At 49.5% G+C, this 26,339-nt stretch carries 25 protein-coding genes and 1 pseudogene; 12 read left to right on the top strand and 14 right to left on the bottom strand.

Annotated elements, in window-relative coordinates; all coding sequences use genetic code 11:
* Positions 1-62: 62 nt before the first annotated feature.
* Positions 63-530 (bottom strand): NanQ anomerase/TabA/YiaL family protein, encoded by a 468-nt coding sequence (locus QUE74_RS22420; RefSeq protein ID WP_000576082.1) that lies wholly within the window; start codon positions 528-530, stop codon positions 63-65.
* Positions 531-541: 11 nt separating this feature from the next.
* Positions 542-1,540, bottom strand: coding sequence for a 3-dehydro-L-gulonate 2-dehydrogenase (yiaK, locus tag QUE74_RS22415; RefSeq protein ID WP_000869042.1), 999 nt, complete (start codon positions 1,538-1,540; stop codon positions 542-544).
* A 200-nt stretch (positions 1,541-1,740) separates the two neighbouring features.
* Here yiaK and yiaJ point away from each other — a divergent pair, with 200 nt between their 5' ends.
* Positions 1,741-2,589: an IclR family transcriptional regulator YiaJ gene (gene yiaJ / locus QUE74_RS22410; RefSeq protein ID WP_000514241.1), complete on the top strand. Its 849-nt coding sequence runs from the start codon at positions 1,741-1,743 to the stop codon at positions 2,587-2,589.
* A gap of 101 nt (positions 2,590-2,690) precedes the next feature.
* Positions 2,691-3,164, top strand: coding sequence for a 4Fe-4S binding protein (locus QUE74_RS22405; RefSeq protein ID WP_001355028.1), 474 nt, complete (start codon positions 2,691-2,693; stop codon positions 3,162-3,164).
* Positions 3,165-3,390: 226 nt separating this feature from the next.
* On the opposite strand, the gene QUE74_RS22400 is transcribed toward QUE74_RS22405, so the two are convergent.
* The 3 genes from QUE74_RS22400 to malS all read right to left on the bottom strand — a co-directional run bounded on the left by QUE74_RS22400 (position 3,391) and on the right by malS (position 8,057).
* Complete coding sequence (locus QUE74_RS22400) at positions 3,391-4,371, bottom strand: IS110-like element IS621 family transposase (RefSeq protein WP_000399529.1); 981 nt, start codon at positions 4,369-4,371, stop codon at positions 3,391-3,393.
* A gap of 224 nt (positions 4,372-4,595) precedes the next feature.
* The gene (gene avtA, locus QUE74_RS22395) at positions 4,596-5,849 is read right to left on the bottom strand and encodes a valine--pyruvate transaminase (RefSeq protein ID WP_000144358.1); all 1,254 of its coding nucleotides are present in this window, start codon (positions 5,847-5,849) and stop codon (positions 4,596-4,598) included.
* Between the two features lie 177 nt (positions 5,850-6,026).
* On the bottom strand, positions 6,027-8,057 hold the full coding sequence (gene malS, locus QUE74_RS22390; RefSeq protein WP_000761247.1) for an alpha-amylase: 2,031 nt from the start codon (positions 8,055-8,057) through the stop codon (positions 6,027-6,029).
* 319 nt (positions 8,058-8,376) lie between these two features.
* Between malS and QUE74_RS22385 the strand changes: the two genes are divergently transcribed.
* The gene (locus QUE74_RS22385) at positions 8,377-9,201 is read left to right on the top strand and encodes a protein bax (RefSeq protein ID WP_001364291.1); all 825 of its coding nucleotides are present in this window, start codon (positions 8,377-8,379) and stop codon (positions 9,199-9,201) included.
* 107 nt (positions 9,202-9,308) lie between these two features.
* Here the strand turns inward: QUE74_RS22385 and xylR are convergent, their stop codons facing one another.
* The 4 genes from xylR to xylF all read right to left on the bottom strand — a co-directional run bounded on the left by xylR (position 9,309) and on the right by xylF (position 14,335).
* Positions 9,309-10,487 carry a D-xylose utilization transcriptional activator XylR gene (gene xylR, locus QUE74_RS22380; protein ID WP_000494494.1) on the bottom strand — a complete coding sequence of 393 codons (1,179 nt, stop codon included), beginning with the start codon at positions 10,485-10,487 and terminating at the stop codon, positions 9,309-9,311.
* A gap of 77 nt (positions 10,488-10,564) precedes the next feature.
* The gene (xylH, locus tag QUE74_RS22375) at positions 10,565-11,746 is read right to left on the bottom strand and encodes a xylose ABC transporter permease XylH (RefSeq protein WP_000045978.1); all 1,182 of its coding nucleotides are present in this window, start codon (positions 11,744-11,746) and stop codon (positions 10,565-10,567) included.
* The gene (gene xylG, locus QUE74_RS22370) at positions 11,724-13,265 is read right to left on the bottom strand and encodes a D-xylose ABC transporter ATP-binding protein (RefSeq protein WP_001146488.1); all 1,542 of its coding nucleotides are present in this window, start codon (positions 13,263-13,265) and stop codon (positions 11,724-11,726) included. Before xylG ends, xylH begins: the two co-directional genes overlap by 23 nt.
* 77 nt (positions 13,266-13,342) lie before the next feature.
* A complete protein-coding gene (xylF, locus tag QUE74_RS22365; protein ID WP_001296518.1) occupies positions 13,343-14,335 on the bottom strand; it encodes a D-xylose ABC transporter substrate-binding protein in 993 nt (330 codons plus the stop codon).
* Between the two features lie 365 nt (positions 14,336-14,700).
* Between xylF and xylA the strand changes: the two genes are divergently transcribed.
* From xylA to QUE74_RS22345, 4 genes and pseudogenes are all read left to right on the top strand, one after another.
* Positions 14,701-16,023, top strand: a complete 1,323-nt coding sequence (xylA, locus tag QUE74_RS22360; RefSeq protein ID WP_001149573.1) for a xylose isomerase — start codon at positions 14,701-14,703, stop codon at positions 16,021-16,023.
* A gap of 71 nt (positions 16,024-16,094) precedes the next feature.
* On the top strand, positions 16,095-17,549 hold the full coding sequence (gene xylB / locus QUE74_RS22355; RefSeq protein ID WP_000275397.1) for a xylulokinase: 1,455 nt from the start codon (positions 16,095-16,097) through the stop codon (positions 17,547-17,549).
* A gap of 167 nt (positions 17,550-17,716) precedes the next feature.
* Positions 17,717-18,058: an inner membrane protein YiaB gene (gene yiaB / locus QUE74_RS22350; RefSeq protein ID WP_001355025.1), complete on the top strand. Its 342-nt coding sequence runs from the start codon at positions 17,717-17,719 to the stop codon at positions 18,056-18,058.
* A gap of 45 nt (positions 18,059-18,103) precedes the next feature.
* Positions 18,104-18,172, top strand: a pseudogene (locus QUE74_RS22345) (inner membrane protein YiaA); the annotation flags it as partial.
* 11 nt (positions 18,173-18,183) lie between these two features.
* Here the strand turns inward: QUE74_RS22345 and QUE74_RS22340 are convergent.
* Positions 18,184-19,412, bottom strand: a protein-coding gene (locus QUE74_RS22340; RefSeq protein ID WP_088895425.1) for an IS3-like element IS2 family transposase whose coding sequence is annotated in 2 segments (ribosomal slippage) — positions 18,184-19,097 and positions 19,097-19,412 — 1,230 coding nt in all. Because the reading frame shifts where the segments join, the coding sequence is not laid out codon by codon here.
* Positions 19,413-19,475: 63 nt separating this feature from the next.
* Between QUE74_RS22340 and yiaA the strand changes: the two genes are divergently transcribed.
* Positions 19,476-19,877, top strand: a complete 402-nt coding sequence (gene yiaA / locus QUE74_RS22335; protein ID WP_000012216.1) for an inner membrane protein YiaA — start codon at positions 19,476-19,478, stop codon at positions 19,875-19,877.
* A 41-nt stretch (positions 19,878-19,918) separates the two neighbouring features.
* Here yiaA and wecH read toward each other — a convergent pair whose 3' ends face one another.
* Positions 19,919-20,914 carry an O-acetyltransferase WecH gene (wecH, locus tag QUE74_RS22330; RefSeq protein ID WP_001182630.1) on the bottom strand — a complete coding sequence of 332 codons (996 nt, stop codon included), beginning with the start codon at positions 20,912-20,914 and terminating at the stop codon, positions 19,919-19,921.
* Positions 20,915-21,088: 174 nt separating this feature from the next.
* Here wecH and QUE74_RS22325 point away from each other — a divergent pair, with 174 nt between their 5' ends.
* The 4 genes from QUE74_RS22325 (at position 21,089) to hokA (ending at position 24,946) form a co-directional block, all read left to right on the top strand.
* Positions 21,089-21,388, top strand: a complete 300-nt coding sequence (locus QUE74_RS22325; protein ID WP_000980161.1) for a YsaB family lipoprotein — start codon at positions 21,089-21,091, stop codon at positions 21,386-21,388.
* 94 nt (positions 21,389-21,482) lie between these two features.
* Complete coding sequence (gene glyQ, locus QUE74_RS22320) at positions 21,483-22,394, top strand: glycine--tRNA ligase subunit alpha (protein ID WP_001168544.1); 912 nt, start codon at positions 21,483-21,485, stop codon at positions 22,392-22,394.
* Between the two features lie 9 nt (positions 22,395-22,403).
* Positions 22,404-24,473 (top strand): glycine--tRNA ligase subunit beta, encoded by a 2,070-nt coding sequence (gene glyS, locus QUE74_RS22315; protein ID WP_001291793.1) that lies wholly within the window; start codon positions 22,404-22,406, stop codon positions 24,471-24,473.
* Between the two features lie 320 nt (positions 24,474-24,793).
* Complete coding sequence (hokA, locus tag QUE74_RS22310) at positions 24,794-24,946, top strand: type I toxin-antitoxin system toxin HokA (RefSeq protein WP_001135731.1); 153 nt, start codon at positions 24,794-24,796, stop codon at positions 24,944-24,946.
* Here hokA and QUE74_RS22305 read toward each other — a convergent pair.
* From QUE74_RS22305 to QUE74_RS22295, 3 genes are all read right to left on the bottom strand, one after another.
* The gene (locus QUE74_RS22305; RefSeq protein ID WP_213045172.1) at positions 24,923-24,994 is read right to left on the bottom strand and encodes a hypothetical protein; all 72 of its coding nucleotides are present in this window, start codon (positions 24,992-24,994) and stop codon (positions 24,923-24,925) included. The genes hokA and QUE74_RS22305 overlap by 24 nt on opposite strands.
* A gap of 140 nt (positions 24,995-25,134) precedes the next feature.
* Positions 25,135-25,347 carry a transcription antiterminator/RNA stability regulator CspE gene (gene cspE, locus QUE74_RS22300; RefSeq protein ID WP_000014594.1) on the bottom strand — a complete coding sequence of 71 codons (213 nt, stop codon included), beginning with the start codon at positions 25,345-25,347 and terminating at the stop codon, positions 25,135-25,137.
* A 281-nt stretch (positions 25,348-25,628) separates the two neighbouring features.
* A complete protein-coding gene (locus tag QUE74_RS22295) occupies positions 25,629-25,919 on the bottom strand; it encodes an HTH-type transcriptional regulator (RefSeq protein WP_001355023.1) in 291 nt (96 codons plus the stop codon).
* Positions 25,920-26,339: the final 420 nt, after the last annotated feature.

Genomic DNA, 26,339 nt, shown 5'->3' with positions numbered 1-26,339 from the left:
CAGCAACCTGAATTATTAATATAGTTAGAGCAATAACATTACCCAGGCGTTCTGGTGTTCGATTAATTCAGCGCCGTTAATGAGACTTTAACCACAACTTTTCGTATCTCAGAGGCTGTTTGCAGAATACAGCCTGGTCGATGAACATCCTGAGGAAAGAAAATAGCGTAGCTACCCGGTATCATTTCTATAAATGATTCATGTTCACTATCGTGATAAAAAATAATATCGCGCTGCTCTAATAGTGATTCGCTGACTTTATTATTTCCTGTATCAATAGCAATGCCGATTTTCTCTTTGCCCCACGCCAGAAACTGAATATCAATATAGCGACGATGTACTTCCGGGCGATTTTCCTCCGCCGGACGTGTCGTTAAATCGATAATTTGCGCGTAAATATTTTTGCCGTCGATTTCGACAACGCCCGACTCCAGGACGTTGAAATCAGTGGCGCGCAGAAAATCGAGCGCCTTTTCAATAGCAGCGGGCAAACGGCACGGGTTAGGCTGCGCGATATGTCCAAAAATCATGGCTTATCTCCTTATAACGCCTGGATTTTTGCCCATACGCTGTCATCAACGGTAATACCGTTACGGCGGTTTTCTGCCAGCAGGGTGGTAAATTCGTGGCCGGGTAAGCGAATGGCCTGGTTTTCATCGGCGCGTTCAGCGGTAGTAACATAATCCATGATGCGTTGCAGCTTGGCATCGCGGGTGGGGCCGTCGATCAATTTATCCACTTCGATGGCGATAAAGATTTGCGAAACACCGTATTCGTCGCTGTTATCCTGGGTGACTTCAGCAACTGACGCGCCGTCAGAAAGAAGAGTAGCGATCATATCCAATACGATCGACATACCGGAACCTTTCCAGTAACCCATTGGCAAAATACGGCGATTTTTCTCGATTACACCAGGTTCTTTGGTGAGGTTGCCTTCATCGTCAAAGCCGCCATCGACCGGTAACTGACGGCCCGCCAGGCGGTTAACTTCTAACATGCCATAAGAGAACATCGACATCGACATATCGACCATAGTGATCGGCGTGGAAGGAATCGCGACGATCAGCGGGTTAGTGCCGATGCGACACTCTTTTGCGCCCCACGGCGGCATTACGGCGATGGAGTTGGTCCAGCAAATGCCAATATAGCCTTTTTCCGCCGCCTGCCAGCCGTAGCTGCCGCCGCGCATCCAGTGGTTGGCATTACGCAACGCCACCAGACCAATACCGTGATCGGCAGCCAGTTCAATGGCGCGATCCATCATCTTTTTCGCCGTCAGATTGCCGATTGAACGCTGGGCGTCCCACTGTTCAATTGCGCCGAGGCTGGTTATACGTTTGGGTTGGGCATCAGGAATGATATCGCCGTTTTCCAGTTGTTGAATGAAACGAGGGAAACGGTTGACGCCGTGAGAATAAACGCCGGATTCGGTGGTGCGGGCGAACATTTCGGCACAGGCATCAGCCGTTTCGCTGTCAACGCCGCGTGAAATTAAGACTCGATTAAAGGCTGCTTTTAACTGCTCAAATGTCACTTTCAACCCTGGCTTCCTTGTTTTTTTGATCGCTTTTTTGGTTTAAAATTTCAATATGCGAAATCTGATTTCAAATATATCGATCGCTTTTTAACAAAGCAATCTGATTGATGAATTTCAAAAAACTTAAAAATCAAGCGGTTATAAATTATCTGTCGAGATCGTGAACTACGACACACTTTGCGCTACCATCAGGACGCGACAAAATGGGGAAAGAAGTGATGGGAAAAAAAGAGAACGAGATGGCGCAGGAAAAAGAGCGTCCAGCCGGAAGCCAGAGTCTGTTTCGCGGGTTGATGCTGATTGAGATTTTGAGCAACTATCCAAATGGTTGCCCGCTGGCGCATCTCTCGGAGCTGGCAGGTTTAAATAAGAGTACCGTCCATCGCTTATTGCAGGGATTACAGTCCTGCGGCTATGTGACCACCGCGCCCGCCGCAGGGAGTTACCGCCTGACTACCAAATTTATTGCCGTCGGGCAGAAGGCGCTGTCTTCGCTGAATATCATTCATATCGCCGCTCCGCATCTTGAGGCACTGAACATCGCCACTGGTGAAACCATTAACTTCTCCAGCCGCGAAGACGATCACGCTATTTTGATTTATAAGCTGGAACCCACGACCGGGATGCTGCGAACCCGAGCTTATATAGGCCAGCATATGCCGCTCTACTGTTCCGCAATGGGCAAGATCTATATGGCGTTTGGTCACCCGGACTACGTGAAGTCATACTGGGAAAGCCATCAGCATGAGATCCAGCCGTTAACCCGCAATACCATTACCGAGCTGCCCGCGATGTTCGACGAACTGGCGCACATTCGTGAAAGCGGAGCGGCGATGGACAGAGAAGAAAACGAACTCGGCGTCTCCTGTATTGCTGTTCCGGTGTTTGATATTCATGGGCGGGTGCCGTACGCCGTGTCGATTTCTCTTTCGACATCACGTCTGAAACAGGTGGGGGAGAAAAATCTCCTGAAACCACTGCGTGAAACCGCGCAGGCTATTTCTAATGAACTGGGATTTACTGTCAGGGACGACCAGGGCGCGATCACATAACGCTCTGGACAAGTGCCAAAACTTTAACATTTCCTTCGTTGGATCAAAGCAGTAGAGACGCGCTCTCTGGCACTCTGCTGTTTTAGTGCAAAGGAGTGATCATGAACCGGTTTATTATTGTGGATGCGACGAAATGTATCGGTTGCCGTACCTGTGAAGTGGCTTGCGCAGTGTCGCATCAGGAGAATCAGGATTGCGCTGCGTTGTCACCCGGTGAGTTTATTTCGCGTATTCGTGTCATTAAAGATCATACTTACACCACGGCAGTAGCCTGTCATCAGTGTGAAGATGCACCGTGCGCAAATGTGTGCCCTGTTGACGCGATAAGTCGCGAACATGGGCATATTTTCGTTGAACAATCACGTTGTATTGGCTGTAAAAGCTGTATGCTGGCTTGCCCGTTTGGTGCGATGGAGGTCGTTTCTTCACGCACAAAGGCGAGGGCGATTAAGTGCGATCTGTGCTGGCATCGGGCGACGGGACCGGCCTGTGTTGAAGCTTGCCCAACACAAGCGTTGCAATGCATGGATGTCGAGAAAGTGCAGCGGCATCGGCTACGGCAGCAGTCTGTTTGAAACGTTTTTCCGGCGTTTTTTAACGCAGGAATAGTGCGCTTTGTTTATGCCGGATGCGGCTTAAACGCCTTATCCGGCCTACAAATTATTCCAAATTCAATATATTGCAGAAATGATGTAGATACTGTTATGGCCTGCAAGTTTTTTTCTACCCTGGTTTCCCAGATTGCAGGCATGCCAGACACAGCGCCGTCAGGCGCTGTTTTTTTCATCCCTTCCGCGATTTTTACGCAGCTACCGGATTATGCCGTGACGCATCGAACGGCACGCCTGACTTCAGCACTCCATACGCCACCTGTGCCAGCTTGCGCATCATCGCGCCAAGAATCACCTTTCCTTTCTTGCCATTAGCCGTCAGACGGTCACGGAACATCCGTCCCCACTCAGTCTTACTGGTGGCTACCATTGCAGGCATATACAACGCCCTGCGAAGCGACACATGTCCGGCTTTACTCAACCGGCTTGCCCCTCTCACACTACTGCCTGATTCATAACGCCGTGGTGTCAGACCCGCAAAAGCGGCGAACTGTCTGGCATGGGCGAAGCGGTCCTTCAGACCTATATAAGCCAGTAATACCGCAGATGTTTTCTCTCCGATACCCGGGATACTTTCCAGCAGTTTCCTGCGGTGTTTCATATCCGGATCATCGTCTGTCAGGTCTTTTATCTGCTTCTCAAGACGCTTCAGCTCTGCTTCAAGCCACAGAAGGTGAGCATCAATGCTCGGTCTCTGGACTTCCCGCGCCGTTTCAGTGCGGTTCAGTTCCTGCGTGTGCATATCTGTCAGCGCCTGGTGGCGTACTACCAGGGCACGCAACGCGCGTTCAAGCGGGTGAGGCGCTTCCCAGGCTGCAGGGCGCTTCTGACGACAGAACTCTGCCAGCATGCGCGCATCCACGGTATCAGTCTTGTTACGCAGTCCTTCACTCTGAGCGAAAGCTTTACCCAACGCAGGATTAATGACTGACACTATGTAACCTGCATCGTAAAGGCACTCTGCGACAGGTTCCATATAGGTGCCGGTCGCTTCGATGCAGATATGCGCATGGTCAATCTTGTGACCCTTCAGCCATCTCACCAGCTCATCGTGCCCTTTAGTGGTGTTAGCGAATTTTTTGGTGCGATGACGACCATCAGGACGCAACACATCGACATCCAGTTTCTCTTTAGCGGTGTCGATACCGATATAATGAAGTTCATGTTCCATCGTGAAACCAACCTTGCAAATACGGATTACCGGGAAAACCGGTCCATGATACTGTCCGGTTTATCACTTTGGGAGAAAGGCAGTCCGCTGCATAAATCTACGCAACAGGTTGAAAACCTAAGGCCCGATACGGCATGCGGACTGCAGGCAGAGAAAACTGGCCGATTTTCTCTGCACAGGAGGGATAATACAAGGCCTGATAAGCGTAGTGCATCAGGCAATTTTTAATGACTTTCAGCCCAGGCGCGTTCAATCTCTTCCGCCAGAATCTTCACCCCCGCTTCAATTTTATCCGGCTCCGGCACGTAGTTCATACGCATACATTGATGTGTATGTGGCCACGGTTTATCCAGCCCTGGGAAGAAGTTGTGCCCCGGCACCATCAGCACGCCCCGTGCTTTCAGGCGCTGGTAGAGCTGCTCGGTCGTAATTGGCAAATCCTTAAACCATAGCCAGAGGAAAATGGCTCCTTCCGGTTTATGAATCAGGCAGCGATCTTCCGGTAAATAGCGGCGAATGATAGCGATAGTTTCCTGAACACGTTGGTAGTAAAACGGTTTGATGACTGTTTCAGACAGGCGCAGCAGATCGTTACGCTTAATCATTTCACACATCATCGCTGGACCAATACCGCCAGGTGCCAGGCTGATAATGCCGTTCATATTGGTGATGGCGGTGATGATTTTTTCATTGGCGATGATAATGCCGCAGCGGGAGCCTGGTAGACCCAGCTTGGAAAGACTCATGCACAGTACGATATTCGGATTCCACAGCGGGCGCGCTTCGCTGAAGATGATCCCCGGGAACGGGACGCCATAAGCGTTATCAATCACCAGCGGAATGCCGTGCTGATTCGCCAGTGCGTCCAGTTTCAATAATTCTTCGTCAGTAATCACATTGCCTGTTGGATTCGTCGGTCGGGAGACGCAAATCATCCCGGTTTCTTCGCCAATATGCAGATGCTCAAAATCGACGTGGTATTTAAACTGGCCTTCCGGCAGCAGTTCAATATTCGGACGCGCAGAGACAAACAGATCTTCTTCCAGTCCGGCGTCAGCGTAGCCAATGTATTCCGGTGCCAGCGGGAACAGCACTTTTTTGACCCGACCATCGGCACGGCGTCCGGCGAACAGATTAAATAAGTAGAAAAACGCGCTCTGGCTGCCGTTTGTTAGTGCAATATTCTGTGGTTCGATATCCCAACCCAACTTCTCGCGTAGCATTCCGGCAAGCAGTGTGAGTAGCTCCGTTTTCCCCTGTGGACCGTCGTAATTGCACAGTGCATCAGTCGCTTTGCCACTTTCCAGCATGTCGGTCAGTAGCGTCTGGAAGTAGTCCTGCATTTCCGGGATCTGCGCTGGATTACCGCCGCCGAGCATAATCGCGCCAGGCGTGCGTAAACCGTCGTTCAGATCTTCCATCAGCAGCGTAATGCCGGAGTGGCGGGTAAATTTGTCACCAAAAAGGGAGAATGTCATAGCGGGATATCTGTCGAACTCTGTAGCAAGGAAGGTAACAATAACGCTACATTTGCTGGGGTGCAAATCGGTCTGTTGAAGTGGGAGCGGTGCTTTATCCTGCAACGCTGATTAGGGCTGACATTTTATCCTGGTTGGCGGCTTCCCGATGTACTCACGAACGGGAAGCCGGAAACGTTACTGTTGCCCCGCCCAGACGACCAGCACTTTATCGTCGTCATGCTCACGAACAAAGCCGTAGCCCTGCTTCAGCGAAAGTGTCGTTTGTTTGCCCGCGCCAATTGCGGGATGGCGGGCGCGGAACTGGCTGATTTTCTGCCAGTGCGCGACGCTAGCGGCAGATTTACCGCTAACATCCTGCCAGTTCATATCCGAACGCGTGCCTTGCAGCGGATCAGAACCGGTAGGACCGAACGGACGAGAGGATTCATCACCATAAAAGATTTGTACTGCACCTGGCGCTAATAACAATAACTCTGCTGCTTTGTCGCCCCCTTCACGAAACAAACGAGTATCATGCGACGAAAGATAGCTCAACACGTTGAAATCCTGCAATTTCTCTGCCATTTGCTGCCAGGTCGTATCCATCTGCGCCAGACAATCGACTGCTTTAGCCGCCTGCTCCTGATAATCGAAATTGATCATCGCATCGAAGCCGTGGCGATAGTAGTCACTTTGCATCACGCCGTGGCCCCAGGCTTCACCGGTCATCCAGAACGGTTTGTCATCTAACGCTTTATCGGGATTCGCTTTTTTCCATTCGACAAGCGCGGCGCTGGCTTCGGTTTTCAGTTGCTGCCAGGCGGGCAACTCAACATGCTTGGCGGTATCGACCCGAAAACCATCAATTCCGTAGTCACGGACCCACTGGCTTAACCAATGGGTTAAGTAATCTCGAGGGGTAAAGCCGTCAATGGCTTTAGCGTGGGTATCCGTTTTGTTGTTATAGAACACTGGCAGGCCAGAAGCGGTAGTTGATTCGGTTTTGATATCCGGTAAAAAGGCCAGCGACATGGTGAGATCGTCAAATCCAGGATTGTCGTAGTCGCCGATATCCGTTCTGATCCAGTTTTTTCCCCACCATTTATCCCAGCCTGTTTTGTCGCTGAAATTAATGTAATCGTTAAAGCTATGCCAGGTTTGTCCGGCGGCGGGCTTCCAGTCGCTCCAACGGTCACCTAACGTTTTTTTCACTTCGTCACCAGAAAGATATAACGCGCCAAACTGATACTCCTGCATATCCGCCAGTGTGGCATAGCCGGTGTGGTTCATCACGACATCAAAGAGAATACGAATACCGCGCTGATGCGCGCTATCAACCAGCGTCCGTAGATCGGCTTCGCTGCCCATATTGGCATCAAGATTCGTCCAGTCCTGGGTGTAATAACCGTGGTAGGCATAATGCGGGAAATCGCCTTTTGTACCGCCACCGACCCAGCCGTGAATTTGCTCAAATGGGGCACTTATCCATAAAGCATTGACGCCCAGCTGCTGGAGGTAATCCAGTTTGTTGGTCAGGCCGCGTAAATCGCCGCCGTGAAAAGTGCCAATTTCTGCCATACCGTCTTTATGACGTCCGTAACTCTGGTCATTACTGGGATCGCCGTTTTCGAAACGATCTGTCAGCACGAAGTAAACCGTGGCGTTATGCCAGTCGAAAGGGGCGGATGTGTCAGTTTCTGCCCGTTCCAGCAGGAGTAAACCGTTGCTGGTGGCAGCGGGTTGTAACGTTATTTGACCGTTCTTCACTATCGCAATTTGCTGGCTGTAATAATCCCGGACTGCGGCTCCCTCCGGAAAAGTGGCGCTGACATCCAGTGTGAGCGGTAATCCATCCCATTTCGGGCATTCACGGACCAGGCTTGCTACCGGTTCGACGGTGTTCTGGATGGAAATCATCAATGTTGGTGTACCGGAGCGGGTGTCTAGTTGCAGCGTATATTCGCCGTCCCTGAACAATCGCCATTGAGGTGGCGTGTTGCTACAAGGTTGCAGGGAAAGCATCTGATTGAGTTTTATCGCATCCGCAGGCTGCCAGCACTGTTGGTCAAAATTTAGCGTTAGTGGACGCGTACCTTTGGGCAACTGCGCGTGGCTGACAAATGTTCCCGTTCCCTGTTCGCTAAAGGCAGGGAACCCCGGAGAAGTCCAGCTGGCGGCAACGGCGAAGCCAGGAAGGAGTGTCAGAAAACAGGCGGCGAGTTTCATGGCGGATGAGTCCTTATTGCTGCGATTTCAGACAGTTTGCCAGCGATAAGCCAGACAAAACTCATCCCTGAGCGGTAAGTCCACAGGATGAGAAGCAAGGGTGAGCGATCGCGCGCAAAAAACGGCCGAATTTTGCGATAAACCCCACATTTTCTGCGATTTAGCGCCAATCTGAATCGTTAACACGTGACATAGTTTCAGATTTGGACTATTCCTTGGGGTGCTCTTGACGGCTATTTTTGATATGATTTGAGATTCAACTCTCAAATTTGTGAAAAATATAAGGTGTTGGAATGATTAAATCCGACCAGGAGACCTGATGATTTTGACTCCCATACGACGATATGGGGCGATGATTCTTATGTTACTCACTCTGGTGTTTTCGAGTGAGGTGTTAGCGAAGACGCACACAACAACAGCGAGTCAAAAGTCCCACTTAACTAAAGCTAGTAATAAACAGGTAAGCAGTAAACAAGAGTATTCTCGCAATAGTGCAAAGAGTAGTTCACTTCCTGATTTGCGAAAATACCCTTCCGGAACACCAAGGAAAAAAGCGTTTCTCCGGACCGTAATGCCTTACATTACCAGCCAAAATGCGGCCATTACTGCGGAACGTAACTGGCTCATTTCAAAACAGTATCAGGGCCAATGGTCACCTGCTGAGCGTGCGCGTCTGAAAGACATCGCCAAACGCTACAAGGTGAAGTGGTCCGGTAATACGCGAAAAATCCCGTGGAATACCTTGCTTGAACGCGTAGACATTATTCCTACCAGTATGGTGGCGACGATGGCTGCAGCAGAAAGCGGTTGGGGAACGTCGAAGCTGGCGCGTAGCAACAACAACCTATTCGGCATGAAGTGCATGAAAGGACGTTGTACCAATGCGCCGGGTAAAGTGAAGGGGTACTCACAGTTCAGTTCTGTCAAAGAATCGGTGAGCGCCTATGTCACTAACCTGAATACTCACCCGGCTTACTCTTCGTTCCGTAAATCGCGTGCACAGCTGCGTAAAGCGGATCAGGAAGTGACTGCCACAGCGATGATTCACAAGCTGAAGGGCTACTCGACCAAAGGGAAGAGTTATAACAACTACCTGTTCGCAATGTACCAGGATAACCAACGGTTAATCGCGGCGCATATGTAATTGCATTTCCTCGAGCCTTATCCGACTTGTCAGTCGGATAAGGCTTTTGCTCGCATCAGGTGGTTGTGCTGAGTTACCTGATGCGACGCCGACAATTCTCATCATCGCTACAACATGACCTCGCTATTTACATCGCGATACTCTTTTGGTGTCGTGTCATATGCTTTTTTAAAAACAGAGTAGAAATATTGCAGCGATGGATAACCGCACATTTGCGATATCTCATTGATCGACAAGGTGGTTGAAATCAGCAGACTGCGCGCTTTCTCCAACTTCTCGGCATGAATCATGGCATGGATGGTTTCACCCACCTCTTCTTTAAAACGCTTCTCAAGATTGGAGCGCGAGATCCCGACCGCATCGAGTACCTGATCCACTTTAATCTCTTTACAGGCGTGATTACGAATGTAATGCATGGCCTGAATAACGGCGGGATCGGTCAGCGAGCGGTAATCTGTTGAGCGCCGTTCAATGACGCGAACTGGTGGGACCAAAATCCGCTGTAGCGGCATTTCTTCTTTATCTAATAATCGATGCAACAGTTTTGCCGCCTGATATCCCATTTGCCGTGCGCCCTGAGCGACCGAAGAAAGGGCGACACGCGATAGATAGCGGGTCAGTTCTTCGTTATCGATGCCAATCACACATAATTTTTCCGGCACAGGAATATGCAGATGTTCGCATACTTGCAAAATGTGCCGCGCCCGGGCGTCGGTAACGGCAATGATCCCGGTTTGCGGCGGCAGCGTTTGTAGCCAGTCTGCCAGCCGATTTTGTGCGTGTTGCCAGTTCTCTGGCGCTGTTTCTAACCCCTGATAAACCACTCCGCGATACTTTTCTTCGGCGACAAGCTGACGGAAAGCATATTCGCGTTCAGTGGCCCAACGTTTGCCGCTTGATTCCGGAAGACCATAAAAAGCAAAGCGGTTAACGCCTTTCTCTTTTAAATGCAAAAATGCGCTTTCAACCAGCGCATAGTTATCGGTGGCAATGTAATGAACGGGTGGGTAACTTTCGGCAAGGTGATACGAGCCACCAACCCCAACAATGGGGACGTCGACGTTAGCCAGCGCTTGCTCGATTTGTTTGTCGTCGAAGTCGGCAATGACGCCATCTCCTAACCAGTCCTTGATTTTATCAATGCGGGCGCGGAAATCTTCTTCAATGAAAATATCCCATTCCGATTGTGACGCCTGTAAATATTCCCCTACGCCTTCTACTACCTGCCGGTCATAGGCTTTATTGGCATTGAACAGTAATGTGATGCGGTGACGTTTAGTAAACATGGTTCTTTTCCTGCTGAATCATGCAAAAACTCAAAACCGGTAATACGTTACCGGCTTTGAGAAAATTTTTATCAAAATCAAGAACGGCGTTTGGTTGCGGAGTCCATCCATACTGCCAGCAACAGAATCGCACCTTTAACGATATACTGCCAGAAGGTCGGTACATCCATCATACTCATGCCGTTATCCAGTGAAGCCATGATGAATGCCCCCATTACTGCTCCGGCCACGCTCCCGACTCCGCCTGCCAGGCTGGTTCCGCCAATCACGCAGGCGGCAATTGCGTCCAGCTCAGCGATATTCCCCGCAGAAGGTGAACCTGCGCCAAGGCGTGAACTAAGGATTAACCCAGCGATAGCGACCATTAATCCGTTAATAGCGAATACGGCAAGTTTGGTGCGTTCAACGTTAATCCCGGAGAGACGTGCCGCTTCCAGATTGCCGCCGATGGCATAAATGCGTCTTCCAAATGCCGTCCGCGTTGCCATAAACATTCCGCCGAGTAACAGCAACGTCAGCAGCAGTACAGGAGTGGGAACGCCACGGTAATCATTCAAAAGCCAGATTGCGCCTAAGACGATAATCGCCGTTAATGCCTGGCGGCCGACAACTGCGGTAGAGGCCGGAGACTGCAAACCCAAAGCCTGACGGCGCATTCTTCCGCGCCATTGCCAGCCAACAAAAGCCATTAAGCCAAGCGCGCCAATGATGAAGCCGGTGCTGGCAGGTAGATAGCTTTGCCCAATTTGTGACATCGCGGCACTGGTGGGGGAAACCGTCGTGCCGTTGGTGATGCCAATGAGTATGCCGCGAAATGCCAACATGCCCGCAAGGGTGACAATAAATGAAGGGACTTTGCGGTATGCAACCCACCATCCGTTCCAGGCTCCGAGAAGCAGTCCCAGAACCAACGTCACAATGATGGTGAGCGGCAAAGGCCAACCTAACCAGACGTCACAAATAGCCGCGACGCCACCTAATAGCCCCATCATTGAGCCGACGGAAAGGTCGATTTCAGCAGAAATTATGACGAACACCATTCCTACCGCGAGGATGCCGGTAATCGCGGTCTGGCGTAACAGGTTGGAGACGTTACGGGCGCTTAAGTAGGCACCATCGGTGGTCCAGGTAAAGAACAGCATGATTGCGATGATAGCTGCAATCATCACGAAGACCTGCAAATTCAGTGACTTCAGCCCGGAAAAGCCACCGGATGTCGGTACGGCCAATTTCACTTCAGACGGATTGCTTTTCGACATGATGTTCGCTCCTCAATGCGGCTTCCATCACCTGCTCCTGAGTCAGGTTATGATTTATCAGGTTGGCTTTTAGTTTCCCTTCATGCATCACCAGTACACGATCGCTAAGGCCGAGCACTTCAGGTAATTCGGAAGAGATGACAATAACGGCAATACCCTGCTGGACGAGTTGGTTAATTAATTTGTAGATCTCGTATTTCGCGCCAATATCGATACCCCTGGTAGGTTCATCAAGAATGAGAATGCGCGGGTTGAGTAACAGACAGCGAGCGAGGATCGCTTTTTGCTGATTGCCGCCGCTCAAACGTCCAATAGCAAGGTCGGGGGACGACGTTTTAACTTTGAGTTGCTGGATTGATTCCAGAATACATTTTTGCTCTGCCGCGTCATCAAGCTGGCTAATACCGCCGGTAAATTTATTGAGTGCGGCGAGGGTAATATTTTTACCAACCGCCATTACCGGAACGATGCCGTCGCGCTTTCTGTCTTCGGGTACCATCGCAATCCCCTGGGCGATGGCTTGCTGACAGTTACGAATATCTACCTGTTTGCCATCAATATAAATTTTTCCTTCCCATTGTCCGGGCCACACGCCAAACAGGCACTGAATGGTCTCGGTACGTCCGGCACCAACGAGTCCGGCAATACCCAGTATTTCGCCACGTTTCAGGGAAAACGAGACATCATTAACTCGTTTAATATGACGATTAACCGGATGCCATGCCGTCAGATGTTCAATACGTAATATTTCATCTCCGGTGGTATGTGGTTCATTAGGGTAAAGCGCGGTTAACTCTCGCCCGACCATCATGGTGATAATATCGTCTTCACTCATTCCGGCAGCATCACGCGTACCAATGTGCTGACCGTCGCGAATAACGCAAATCGTATCGGAAATCGCTTTGACTTCGTTGAGTTTGTGCGAAATATAAATACAGGCGATACCGTGCTGTTGTAGATCGCGAATAATATCCAGTAAAACCGACGTTTCCTGCTCAGTTAATGAGGCTGTCGGTTCATCGAGAATTAACAAGCGCACCTGTTTATTAAGTGCCTTAGCAATTTCAACCAGTTGTTGTTGCCCTAGCCCTAAATCGCCAACGCGGGTATCTGGTGAAATAAGTAAACTGACCTGTGCGAGCAGCTTCTGACAGCGTAGCGTCATCAGATCATAATCCATAATGCCATTATGGGTTATTTCGTTACCCAGGAAGATATTTTCCAGCACGGTTAATTCTTTCACCAGCGCCAATTCCTGGTGAATGATGGCGATACCTTTGCGTTCGGTATCGCGGATGTGACTCGCCTGAATCTCTTCTCCCGCAAAAATAATGTCGCCTTCGTAGGAGCCATGGGGATAAATACCACACAGCACTTTCATCAGCGTTGATTTACCAGACCCATTTTCCCCGCAGAGTGAGACGATTTCGCCAGCATTCAACCGCAAGCTAACGTTATCAATTGCCTTCACACTGCCGAAGGTTTTGGTAATGTTTTTCATTTCAAGTAGATAAGGCATAACGACTCCACCTAAGCCAATTAATTTACACGGCATGGAGAGAAATCACGCCCCCGCTCCTCGCCGGGGCGTAACGCTTACAGCTCGCTCTCTTTGTGGAATCCGTCTTTAACTACCGTATCTTTGATGTTGTTTTTATTCACATCGATCGGTGTCAGCAGGCGGGAGGGAACATCTTTCAGACCATTATTCAGTGTGGTATCTGCTTTTGGTTCCTGACCATTGCCCAACTCAACGGCAATTTCTGCGGCAGTATTTGCCAACAATGTAATAGGTTTATACACCGTCATAGTTTGCGTACCGGCAGCAATACGTTTAATACCTGCGAGATCGGCATCCTGGCCGGAAATTGCTACTTTCCCTGATAAACCTTGCGCGCTTAATGCCTGAATTGCCCCGCCGGCGGTGGCATCGTTTGAGGCAACCACGGCATCAATTTTGTTATTATTGGCGGTCAGCGCGTTTTCCATAATTTTCAGTGCGTTTTCCGGTAACCAGCCATCAACCCATTGGTCACCAACGACTTTAATTTTTCCGGAATCAACGTAAGGTTTTAACACTTTCATTTGTCCGGCGCGGAACAGCTTAGCGTTGTTATCTACCGGCGAACCGCCCATCAGGAAGTAATTACCTTGCGGAACAATATCGACCAGGGCTTTTGCCTGCAGTTCACCGACTTTTTCATTATCAAAAGAAATATAAAAATCGATATCTGCATCGTTAATCATACGGTCATAAGCTAATACTTTAATACCTTCTTGTTTGGCTTCTTTTACAACGTTACTTAATACCTGACCGTTATACGGAATAATGACAAGAACATCGACACCCCGGTTAATCATGTTTTCAATCTGCGACATTTGTGTTTCTTCATTGCCATTTGCAGACTGTACAAATACTTTCGCGCCGAGAGACTCTGCTTTTTTCACAAAAATATCTCGATCTTTTTGCCAGCGTTCAAGACGGAGATCATCAATCGCCATACCTATTTTGACTTCTTTGGCGTGCGCCGCAACGTTGGTAAGCAGAAGTGAGGTGCAAAGGGTGAGTAGAATGTTCTTTATTTTCATGTTGTAGGGCCTTCTGTAGTTAGAGGACAGCTTTAATAAGTAACAATCACCGCGATAAACGTAACCAATTTTTAGCAACTAAACAGGGGAAAACAATTACAGATTTTTATCTTTCGATTACGATTTTTGGTTTATTTCTTGATTTATGACAGAGATCTTACTTTTGTTGCGCAATTGTACTTATTGCATTTTTCTCTTCGAGGAATTACCCAGTTTCATCATTCCATTTTATTTTGCGAGCGAGCGCACACTTGTGAATTATCTCAATAGCAGTGTGAAATAACATAATTGAGCAACTGAAAGGGAGTGCCCAATATTACGACATCATCCATCACCCGCGGCATTACCTGATTATGGAGTTCAATATGCAAGCCTATTTTGACCAGCTCGATCGCGTTCGTTATGAAGGCTCAAAATCCTCTAACCCGTTAGCATTCCATCACTATAATCCCGACGAACTGGTGTTGGGCAAGCGTATGGAAGAGCACTTGCGTTTTGCCGCCTGCTACTGGCACACCTTCTGCTGGAACGGGGCGGACATGTTTGGTGTGGGGGCGTTTAATCGTCCGTGGCAGCAGCCTGGTGAGGCACTGGCGTTGGCGAAGCGTAAAGCAGATGTCGCATTTGAGTTTTTCCACAAGTTACATGTGCCATTTTATTGCTTCCACGACGTGGATGTTTCCCCTGAGGGCGCGTCGTTAAAAGAGTACATCAATAATTTTGCGCAAATGGTTGATGTCCTGGCAGGCAAGCAAGAAGAGAGCGGCGTGAAGCTGCTGTGGGGAACCGCTAACTGCTTTACAAACCCTCGCTACGGTGCGGGTGCGGCGACGAACCCAGATCCAGAAGTCTTTAGTTGGGCGGCGACGCAAGTTGTTACAGCTATGGAAGCAACCCATAAATTGGGCGGTGAAAACTATGTTCTGTGGGGCGGTCGTGAAGGTTACGAAACGCTGTTAAATACCGACTTGCGTCAGGAGCGTGAACAACTGGGCCGCTTTATGCAGATGGTGGTTGAGCATAAACATAAAATCGGTTTCCAGGGTACGTTGCTTATCGAACCGAAACCGCAAGAACCGACTAAACATCAATATGATTACGATGCCGCGACGGTGTATGGCTTCCTGAAACAGTTTGGTCTGGAAAAAGAGATTAAACTGAACATTGAAGCTAACCACGCGACGCTGGCAGGTCACTCTTTCCATCATGAAATAGCCACCGCCATTGCGCTTGGCCTGTTCGGTTCTGTCGACGCCAACCGTGGCGATGCACAACTGGGCTGGGACACCGACCAGTTCCCGAACAGTGTGGAAGAGAATGCGCTGGTGATGTATGAAATTCTCAAAGCAGGCGGTTTCACCACCGGCGGTCTGAACTTCGATGCCAAAGTCCGTCGTCAAAGTACTGATAAATATGATCTGTTTTACGGTCATATCGGCGCGATGGATACGATGGCGTTGGCGCTGAAAATTGCAGCACGCATGATTGAAGATGGCGAGCTGGATAAACGCATCGCGCAGCGTTATTCCGGCTGGAATAGCGAATTAGGCCAGCAAATCCTGAAAGGCCAAATGTCACTGGCAGATTTAGCCAAATATGCTCAGGAACATAATTTGTCTCCGGTGCATCAGAGTGGTCGCCAGGAGCAACTGGAAAATCTGGTAAACCATTATCTGTTCGACAAATAACGGCTAACTGTGCAGTCCGTTGGCCCGGTTATCGGTAGCGATACCGGGCATTTTTTTAAGGAACGATCGATATGTATATCGGGATAGATCTTGGCACCTCGGGCGTAAAAGTTATTTTGCTCAACGAGCAGGGTGAGGTGGTTGCTTCGCAAACGGAAAAGCTGACCGTTTCGCGCCCGCATCCACTCTGGTCGGAACAAGACCCGGAACAGTGGTGGCAGGCAACTGATCGCGCAATGAAAGCTCTGGGCGATCAGCATTCTCTGCAGGACGTTAAAGCATTGGGTATTGCCGGCCAGATGCACGGTGCAACCTTACTGGATGCCCAGCAACGGGTATTACGCCCTGCCATTTTGTGGAACGACGGGCGCTGTGCGCAAGAGTGCACTTTGCTGGAAGCGCGAGTTCCGCAATCACGGGTGATTACCGGTAACCTGATGATGCCCGGATTTACTGCGCCTAAATTGCTATGGGTTCAGCGGCATGAGCCGGAGATATTCCGTCAAATCGACAAAGTATTATTACCGAAAGATTACTTGCGTCTGCGTATGACGGGGGAGTTTGCCAGCGATATGTCTGACGCAGCTGGCACCATGTGGCTGGATGTCGCAAAGCGTGACTGGAGTGACGTCATGCTGCAGGCTTGCCACTTATCTCGTGACCAGATGCCCGCATTATACGAAGGCAGCGAAATTACTGGTGCTTTGCTACCTGAAGTTGCGAAAGCGTGGGGTATGGCGGCAGTGCCAGTTGTCGCAGGCGGTGGTGATAATGCAGCTGGTGCGGTTGGTGTAGGAATGGTTGATGCTAATCAGGCAATGTTATCGCTGGGGACGTCGGGGGTCTATTTTGCTGTCAGCGAAGGGTTCTTAAGCAAGCCAGAAAGCGCCGTACACAGCTTTTGCCATGCGCTACCGCAGCGTTGGCATTTAATGTCTGTGATGCTGAGTGCAGCGTCGTGTCTGGATTGGGCCGCGAAATTAACGGGCCTGAACAATGTCCCAGCTTTAATCGCGGCTGCTCAACAGGCTGATGAAAGTGCCGAGCCAGTTTGGTTTCTGCCTTATCTTTCCGGTGAACGTACGCCACACAACAATCCCCAGGCGAAGGGGGTTTTCTTTGGTTTGACCCATCAACATGGTGCTAATGAACTGGCGCGAGCAGTGCTGGAAGGCGTGGGTTATGCGCTGGCAGATGGCATGGATGTCGTGCATGCCTGCGGCATTAAACCGCAAAGTGTTACGTTGATTGGTGGCGGGGCGCGTAGTGAGTACTGGCGTCAGATGCTGGCGGATATCAGCGGTCAGCAACTCGATTACCGCACGGGGGGGGATGTGGGGCCAGCACTGGGCGCAGCAAGGCTGGCGCAGATTGCGGCGAATCCAGAGAAATCGCTCATTGAGTTGTTGCCACAACTGCCGTTAGAACAGTCGCATTTACCAGATGCGCAGCGTTATGCCACTTATCAGCCACGACGTGAAACGTTCCGTCGCCTCTATCAGCAACTTCTGCCATTAATGGCGTAAACGTTATCCCCTGCCTGACCGGGTGGGGGATAATCCACATCTATATATATCAGTAATTAATTAATATTTAGTATGAATTTATTCTGAAATCATTTGTTAATGGCATTTTTCAGTTTTGTCTTTCGTTGGTTACTCGTAATGTATCGCTGGTAGATATGGAGATCATTATGAAAACCTCAAAGACTGTGGCAAAACTATTATTTGTTGTCGGGGCGCTGGTTTATCTGCTTGGGCTATGGATCTCATGCCCATTGTTAAGTGGAAAAGGCTATTTTCTTGGCGTGTTAATGACGGCAACTTTTGGCAACTATGCATATCTTCGTGCTGAAAGACTCGGGCAACTGGATGATTTTTTTATCCGTGTCTGCCAGTTGGTAGCGTTAATCACAATCGGTCTCTTGTTTATCGGTGTTTTAAATGCGCCTATCAATGCTTATGAAATGGTGATTTATGCCATCGCCTTTTTTGTTTGCTTGTTTGGTCAAATGCGTTTGTTTCGCTCGGCATGAGCAACATAAAGCTCTTACACATTCAGGAATGAAAGGAATACTGTGATGGACAACAAAATATCAACCTATTCTCCGGCATTTAGTATTGTGTCATGGATAGCTCTTGTTGGTGGTTGGATTTGCCCCTATATTTCCAGACATCTGTTATCACTTAACCCATTACAAGCCCGCTGCCGCAGATATTCCCGTGGCGAGCGATAACCCAGCGCACTATGCGGATGCCATTCGTTATAATGCTCGAACGCCTCTGCAAGGTTCTTTGCTGCCGTTAACCCGTCTGGTTTGGGCATGATACTGATGTAGTCACGCTTTATCGTTTTCACGAAGCTCTCTGCTATTCCGTTACTCTCCGGACTCCGCACCGCCGTGTTCTTCGGTTCAAGTCCCAACATCCGGGCGAACTGGCGTGTTTCATTAGCCCGGTAGCATGAACCATTATCCGTCAGCCACTCCACTGGAGACGACGGAAGATCGTTGCCGAAGCGGCGTTCCACCGCTCCCAGCATGACGTCCTGTACTGTTTCACTGTTGAAGCCGCCAGTAGTCACCGCCCAGTGCAGTGCCTCACGATCACAGCAGTCCAGCGCGAACGTGACACGCAGTCTCTCTCCGTTATCACAGCAGAACTCGAACCCGTCAGAGCACCATCGCTGATTGCTTTCTTTCACGGCCACTCTGCCTGTATGTGCCCGTTTCGATGGCGGTACAGCAGGTTTTCGCTCAAGCAACAGCGCATTCTGGCGCATGATCCGGTAAACACGTTTGGCATTGATCGCAGGCATACCATCAAGTTCTGCCTGTCTGCGAAGCAGCGCCCATACCCGACGATAACCATACGTGGGCAGCTCTCCGATAACATGGTGTATACGGAGAAGCACATCCGTATCATCAGTGTGACGACTGCGGCGGCCATCCATCCAGTCATCGGTTCGTCTGAGAATGACGTGCAACTGCGCACGCGACACCCGGAGACAACGGCTGACTAAGCTTACTCCCCATCCCCGGGCAATAAGGGCGCGTGCGCTATCCACTTTTTTGCCCGTCCATATTCAACGGCTTCTTTGAGGAGTTCATTTTCCATCGTTTTCTTGCCGAGCAGGCGCTGGAGTTCTTTAATCTGCTTCATGGCGGCAGCAAGTTCAGAGGCAGGAACAACCTGTTCTCCGGCGGCGACAGCAGTAAGACTTCCTTCCTGGTATTGCTTACGCCAGAGAAATAACTGGCTGGCTGCTACACCATGTTGCCGGGCAACGAGGGAGACCGTCATCCCCGGTTCAAAGCTCTGCTGAACAATTGCGATCTTTTCCTGTGTGGTACGCCGTCTGCGTTTCTCCGGCCCTAAGACATCAATCATCTGTTCTCCAATGACTAGTCTAAAAACTAGTATTAAGACTATCACTTATTTAAGTGATACTGGTTGTCTGGAGATTCAGGGGGCCAGTCTAGTGGTATCGTTACCTATCTATTAGGGCTATGGAATGCAGAGATGCAGTTAAATGAAAAAGGATATTATTTTGCCGTGCTGGTGCTAGGACTGTTTTCTGCGGCATCTTATCAAAAGACCGTTCGTGACAAGTATGAAGGCATACCGACCACCTCCATTTATTATATGACCTGCCTGACTGTCTTTATTATCTCTGTTGCGTTATTGATGGTAGGTCTGTGGAATGCGACGTTATTACTCAGCGAAAAAGGTTTTTATGGGCTGGCTTTCTTCTTAAGCTTGTTTGGTGCAGTAGCGGTGCAGAAGAATATTCGTGATGCCGGAATAAACCCACCAAAAGAAACACAGGTTACCCAGGAAGAATACAGCGAATAATTCACGTAAGCCCGGTCAGTCCAATGTAACCGGGCTTTTACTTAACTCACTAGTCTGTTTCTGTCGATTCGTTGAAGCAGCACAGAAAGTAACAAACTCGCTGCCAACGTCGCGCAAAAGATCCAAATAATATCCAGTATTGGCCAGTTTTTAAGCTCAATCCCCTGGGTACGCAGCGCATGGATAATCAATGCGTGGAACCCGTATATACCTAAAGAATGGCGTGATATCAGCCCAAGCCCGGGAACAGTATGTGTATCCAGCGTGTTTTTAACCAGAGTCAATAGTGCGATTGCGCAGATAAAAACCATCGGCCCACAGTAAAGATACCAGGTATCGGCAAAATTTCCGCGCCACTGCAATTCATATAATGTCCCGCGAGAGATAATAAATACCCCCGCAACAAACAGTGTGGCGCTCACCCACGACAGTGCCTTATGCTGTGTGTCCATCATGCCAATGGCGCGCCCCAACATGCCATACAGGATGTAGTAAAAAGTATCGCCATTGATATATAAGTTAATTGGCAGCCATTCAAAACCGTCGATTTTCTGCGGCACAGTATTTGGATTAGCGATGATGCCAATCACCACCATTAGCACCAGCAACATTTTACCGCCGACGTTCTTCACCTGAATCAGCGGTGAAACCAGATAAATCACCGCAATCGCGAAGAAAAACCATAAGTGGTAAAAAACAGGCTTTTGCAGCAGGTTTTTTAGCGCCATCTCTACATTGATGGAGGTAAATAGCGCAATGTAGAGCAGCGCAACAGTGCTATAAAACAGCAGGCATAAGCCGATGCGTAAGAAATGGCGCGGCTGGGCGCTGCGTTCGCCAAAAAAGAGATAGCCGGAAATCATGAAAAATAGCGGCACGCTGACACGAGAGGCAGAATTCAGAACATTGGCGATATCCCAGGTAGCGGGGCTAACACTATGAGCATTGGTCACATACCAGGTTGTGGTGTGAATCATTACCACCATTAAGCAAGCTATCCCTCGCAGGTTATCAATCCAGTAAATTTTGGGCTGCATCTGTGTCTCTGTATCTGGTTAAAAAAAGTCTGACCGATAAATCATTCGGTTGGCACACTGGAATAATCTGAGTTTTATCACTACAGCTTATAGAGGCTTGAGGAAATTCGTAAGATATCAGCCACTATACCGATATAAATAATAAGACTCACCTGCAAACCAGACGGTAATTTAATGATGATGAACTCTTTCTTTCCGGCAATGGCGCTTGTAGTGTTAGTGGGATGCTCGACACCGCCACCCGTGCAGAAAGCACAACGGGTAAAAGTTGATCCGCTGCGTTCGTTGAATATGGAAGCGTTATGCAAGGATCAGGCGGCAAAACGTTATAACACCGGCGAGCAAAAAATCGACGTCACCGCCTTCGAACAGTTCCAGGGAAGCTACGAAATGCGTGGTTATACCTTCCGGAAAGAGCAGTTTGTCTGTTCTTTTGACGCGGATGGCCATTTTTTGCATCTTTCCATGCGTTAAGCCCTGCTTTTTCCCGTTTCGTACTGTATATCTTCCATCCAGCGGGTATACTGATCCCTTCCTTTAAATCCACACGTATCCAGCACGAAATAATATGCAAAAGTTTGATACCAGGACCTTCCAGGGCTTGATCCTGACCTTACAGGATTACTGGGCTCGCCAGGGCTGCACCATTGTTCAACCATTGGACATGGAAGTCGGCGCGGGAACCTCTCACCCAATGACCTGTCTGCGCGCGCTGGGGCCAGAACCGATGGCGGCTGCTTATGTTCAGCCTTCTCGTCGCCCGACCGATGGTCGCTACGGCGAAAACCCCAACCGCTTACAGCACTACTATCAGTTCCAGGTGGTCATTAAGCCATCGCCGGACAATATTCAGGAGCTGTACCTCGGTTCCCTGAAAGAGCTGGGCATGGATCCGACTATCCACGATATCCGTTTCGTGGAAGATAACTGGGAAAACCCGACTTTGGGTGCCTGGGGGCTGGGCTGGGAAGTGTGGCTGAACGGCATGGAAGTGACGCAGTTCACTTACTTCCAGCAGGTTGGTGGTCTGGAGTGTAAACCGGTTACCGGCGAGATCACCTACGGTCTGGAACGTCTGGCCATGTACATTCAGGGCGTAGACAGCGTTTACGACCTGGTCTGGAGCGACGGTCCGCTGGGTAAAACCACCTACGGCGACGTGTTCCATCAGAACGAAGTGGAGCAGTCCACTTACAACTTCGAATACGCGGATGTGGACTTCCTGTTCACCTGCTTCGAGCAATACGAGAAAGAAGCGCAGCAGCTGCTGGCGCTGGAAAATCCGCTGCCGTTGCCAGCCTACGAGCGTATTCTGAAAGCCGCCCACAGCTTCAACCTGCTGGATGCGCGTAAAGCCATCTCCGTCACTGAGCGTCAGCGCTATATTCTGCGCATTCGCACCCTGACCAAAGCAGTGGCAGAAGCATACTACGCTTCCCGTGAAGCCCTCGGCTTCCCGATGTGCAACAAAGATAAGTAAGAGGCGGCTATGTCTGAGAAAACTTTTCTGGTGGAAATCGGCACTGAAGAGCTGCCACCAAAAGCACTGCGCAGCCTGGCTGAGTCCTTTGCTGCGAACTTTACTGCGGAGCTGGATAACGCTGGCCTCGCACACGGCACCGTTCAATGGTTTGCTGCTCCGCGTCGTCTGGCGCTGAAAGTAGCTAACCTGGCGGAAGCGCAACCGGATCGTGAAATCGAAAAACGCGGCCCGGCAATTGCTCAGGCGTTCGACGCTGAAGGCAAACCGAGCAAAGCGGCAGAAGGCTGGGCGCGTGGTTGCGGTATTACCGTTGACCAGGCTGAGCGTCTGACTACCGATAAAGGCGAATGGCTGCTGTATCGCGCCCACGTGAAGGGCGAAAGCACTGAAGCACTGTTGCCGAATATGGTTGCGACTTCGCTGGCGAAACTGCCGATCCCGAAACTGATGCGTTGGGGTGCAAGCGACGTGCACTTCGTGCGTCCGGTGCACACCGTGACCCTGCTGCTGGGCGACAAAGTTATTCCGGCTACCATTCTGGGCATTCAGTCCGATCGCGTGATTCGCGGCCACCGCTTTATGGGCGAGCCGGAATTCACTATCGACAATGCTGATCAGTATCCGGAAATTCTGCGTGAGCGCGGGAAAGTCATCGCCGATTACGAAGAACGTAAGGCGAAGATTAAAGCCGATGCCGAAGAAGCGGCGCGTAAGATTGGCGGTAACGCTGACTTAAGCGAAAGCCTGTTGGAAGAAGTCGCTTCGCTGGTGGAATGGCCGGTTGTGCTGACCGCAAAATTCGAAGAGAAATTCCTCGCGGTGCCGTCTGAAGCACTGGTTTACACCATGAAAGGTGACCAGAAATACTTCCCGGTGTATGCGAACGACGGCAAACTGCTGCCGAACTTTATCTTCGTTGCCAATATCGAATCGCAAGATCCGCAGCAAATTATCTCTGGTAACGAGAAAGTCGTTCGTCCACGTCTGGCGGATGCCGAGTTCTTCTTCAACACCGACCGTAAAAAACGTCTGGAAGATAACCTGCCGCGCCTGCAAACCGTGTTGTTCCAGCAACAGCTGGGTACACTGCGCGACAAAACTGACCGCATCCAGGCGCTGGCTGGCTGGATTGCTGAACAGATTGGCGCTGACGTTAACCACGCAACCCGTGCGGGCCTGCTGTCCAAGTGCGACCTGATGACCAACATGGTCTTCGAGTTCACCGACACCCAGGGCGTTATGGGGATGCACTACGCGCGTCACGATGGTGAAGCGGAAGATGTCGCAGTGGCGCTGAACGAGCAGTATCAGCCGCGTTTTGCTGGTGATGACCTGCCGTCTAACCCAGTGGCTTGTGCGCTGGCTATTGCTGACAAGATGGATACCCTGGCGGGTATCTTCGGTATCGGCCAGCATCCGAAAGGCGACAAAGACCCGTTTGCGTTGCGTCGTGCCGCGCTGGGCGTGCTGCGCATTATCGTTGAGAAGAACCTCAACCTCGATCTGCAAACACTGACTGAAGAAGCGGCGCGTCTGTACGGTGATAAGCTGACTAACGCCAACGTGGTTGATGACGTTATCGACTTTATGCTCGGTCGCTTCCGCGCCTGGTATCAGGACGAAGGTTACACCGTTGACACCATCCAGGCGGTACTGGCGCGTCGTCCGACTCGTCCGGCTGATTTCGATGCCCGAATGAAAGCGGTATCGCACTTCCGAACCCTGGATGCGGCGGCAGCACTGGCGGCGGCGAATAAGCGTGTATCTAACATTCTGGCGAAATCTGACGAAGTGCTGAGCGACCGCGTGAATGCCTCTACTCTGAAAGAGCCGGAAGAAATTAAACTGGCGATGCAGGTTGTGGTGCTACGTGACAAGCTAGAGCCGTACTTTGCTGAAGGTCGTTACCAGGATGCGCTGGTCGAACTGGCTGAGCTGCGTGAACCGGTTGATGCCTTCTTCGATAAAGTGATGGTCATGGTTGATGACAAAGAATTGCGAATCAACCGTCTTACCATGCTGGAGAAACTGCGCGAATTATTCCTGCGAGTTGCGGATATTTCGCTGTTGCAGTAATAACGTCGTTATTAAAAAGCCTGCCATCTGGCAGGCTTTTTTATCGCTAAATAATAGAGCAACCTTTAATAATCTTCTGCTGAATAAAGATTGTCTCATATATTAATTTTATGAGATTTTTTAGGATTATATCAAAGAGAAGAAAAGAACTTATTAAGCTAGAATAGCCACAGGTGCTTGAGACTGTTTGTCTCAGGTATTCACCGAAAGGCAGACAGAGAAAAGCCCCACCTGACTATAAATCAAAGTGAGGCCCCTCTATGCATAGACACCATAAGGTTAGCCTCTTACTCGTTGGAAATCAACACAGGAGGCTGGGAATGCCGCAGAAATATAGATTACTTTCTTTAATAGTGATTTGTTTCACGCTTTTATTTTTCACCTGGATGATAAGAGATTCACTGTGTGAATTGCATATTAAACAGGAGAATTATGAGCTGGCGGCGTTTTTAGCCTGCAAATTGAAAGAGTAAGAGTCTTCGGCGGGAAGTTATTCCCGCCTTTCTTACGGCGTTGCGCATTCTCATTGCACCCAAATTTATTCTTCACAAAAATAATAATAGATTTTATTACGCGAACGATTATTTATTTCCTGAATAAACAAATAAAAAAATCCCCGCCATTTGGCAGGGATCTTAGATTCTGTGCTTTTAAGCAGAGATTACAGGCTGGTTACGTTACCAGCTGCCGGGCCTTTAGCGCCGCTTTCGATGGTGAAGGACACTTTCTGACCTTCGTCCAGAGATTTGTAACCATCGTTCTGGATAGCAGAGAAGTGTACGAACACGTCTTTAGAACCATCGTCAGGAGTGATGAAGCCGAAGCCTTTGTCAGCGTTGAACCATTTTACGATACCAGTCATTTTACCGGACATAGTGTATTACCTTTAATAATTAATTGTGCCTTTCGGCGATATGGCGTGCTTTACAGATTTTGAAGCGTTAAAGGAAATGCACACTACGAGGGGTATCAACGATAACTCTTGAAGGGACTTGCCTTACTACACTGCTTTAATGGTCTGTACGTCAAACCGTTGAAGTGCATTAAGCCACGCATTGGTGGGTGATGCAACAATTATTTTTCATATTTATGATTAATCGGTTGGAAAACGGTCCTGTCATCAGGACCGTAAACAGCAATAAAGTGGATAAAAGTCTATTCCATCAACTGCTTACTTAACGCTGGGTTAGCTTGAATCAGACGCATCAATTTTAGTTCGGCACTTGAAGGCTTAACGCGTCGGGATTCCCATTCCTTTACCATGGCGACGGTAACGCCCAAAACCCGAGCGAAATCATCGATTTTTAACCCCGTACCTTTACGTAACTGCTCAATCTCGGTACAGGACGTTGTTCTATGCGTCAGAGTAATCTTCTGCGTTTCATCTTTAAAAACAATCTGTTCCAGGCTGCTCAACAGCTCATGCATGGGATCTTTATATTCCATTGAAAACTCCTCAAATCACACTGCGGGATCGTGAATTGCATCGAAGCTCATTAAGAATAGTCGGGAAAAGCAGACACAGCGGGAGTAAGGCAGGGCATGCTCTGCCTGTGATTCGATTCAGCCTTATACTTAGCGTGACTTATAGCGACCTAACGATCTGATAAATGCCGATATATCTTTTACCACTCCGGGATTGTAAAGATTTCGAAAATATGGCGTTCTGTAAAGACGTAAATCTCTGGCTAGAAAAAAGGCAACTGCAATGTCATTTTTTAACAATGAAACAACAAATTAACCTTGTTTCGTTTTCTCCATTATTTTACCAGGAAGATTACGTAGAAAGGGTATCCTGCAAGCCTGTCCTGGACTATCCTTGTCACGTCAGACACGCGTGTGTCGTTGTGCGCTTTTTTTGGGTGA

The organism is Escherichia sp. 10290 (assembly GCF_030295155.1).
Taxonomy (GTDB): Bacteria; Pseudomonadota; Gammaproteobacteria; order Enterobacterales; family Enterobacteriaceae; genus Escherichia; species Escherichia coli_F.
Note: the sequence above shows the minus strand (reverse complement) of the source record. Positions and strands in the feature narration are given on the sequence as shown.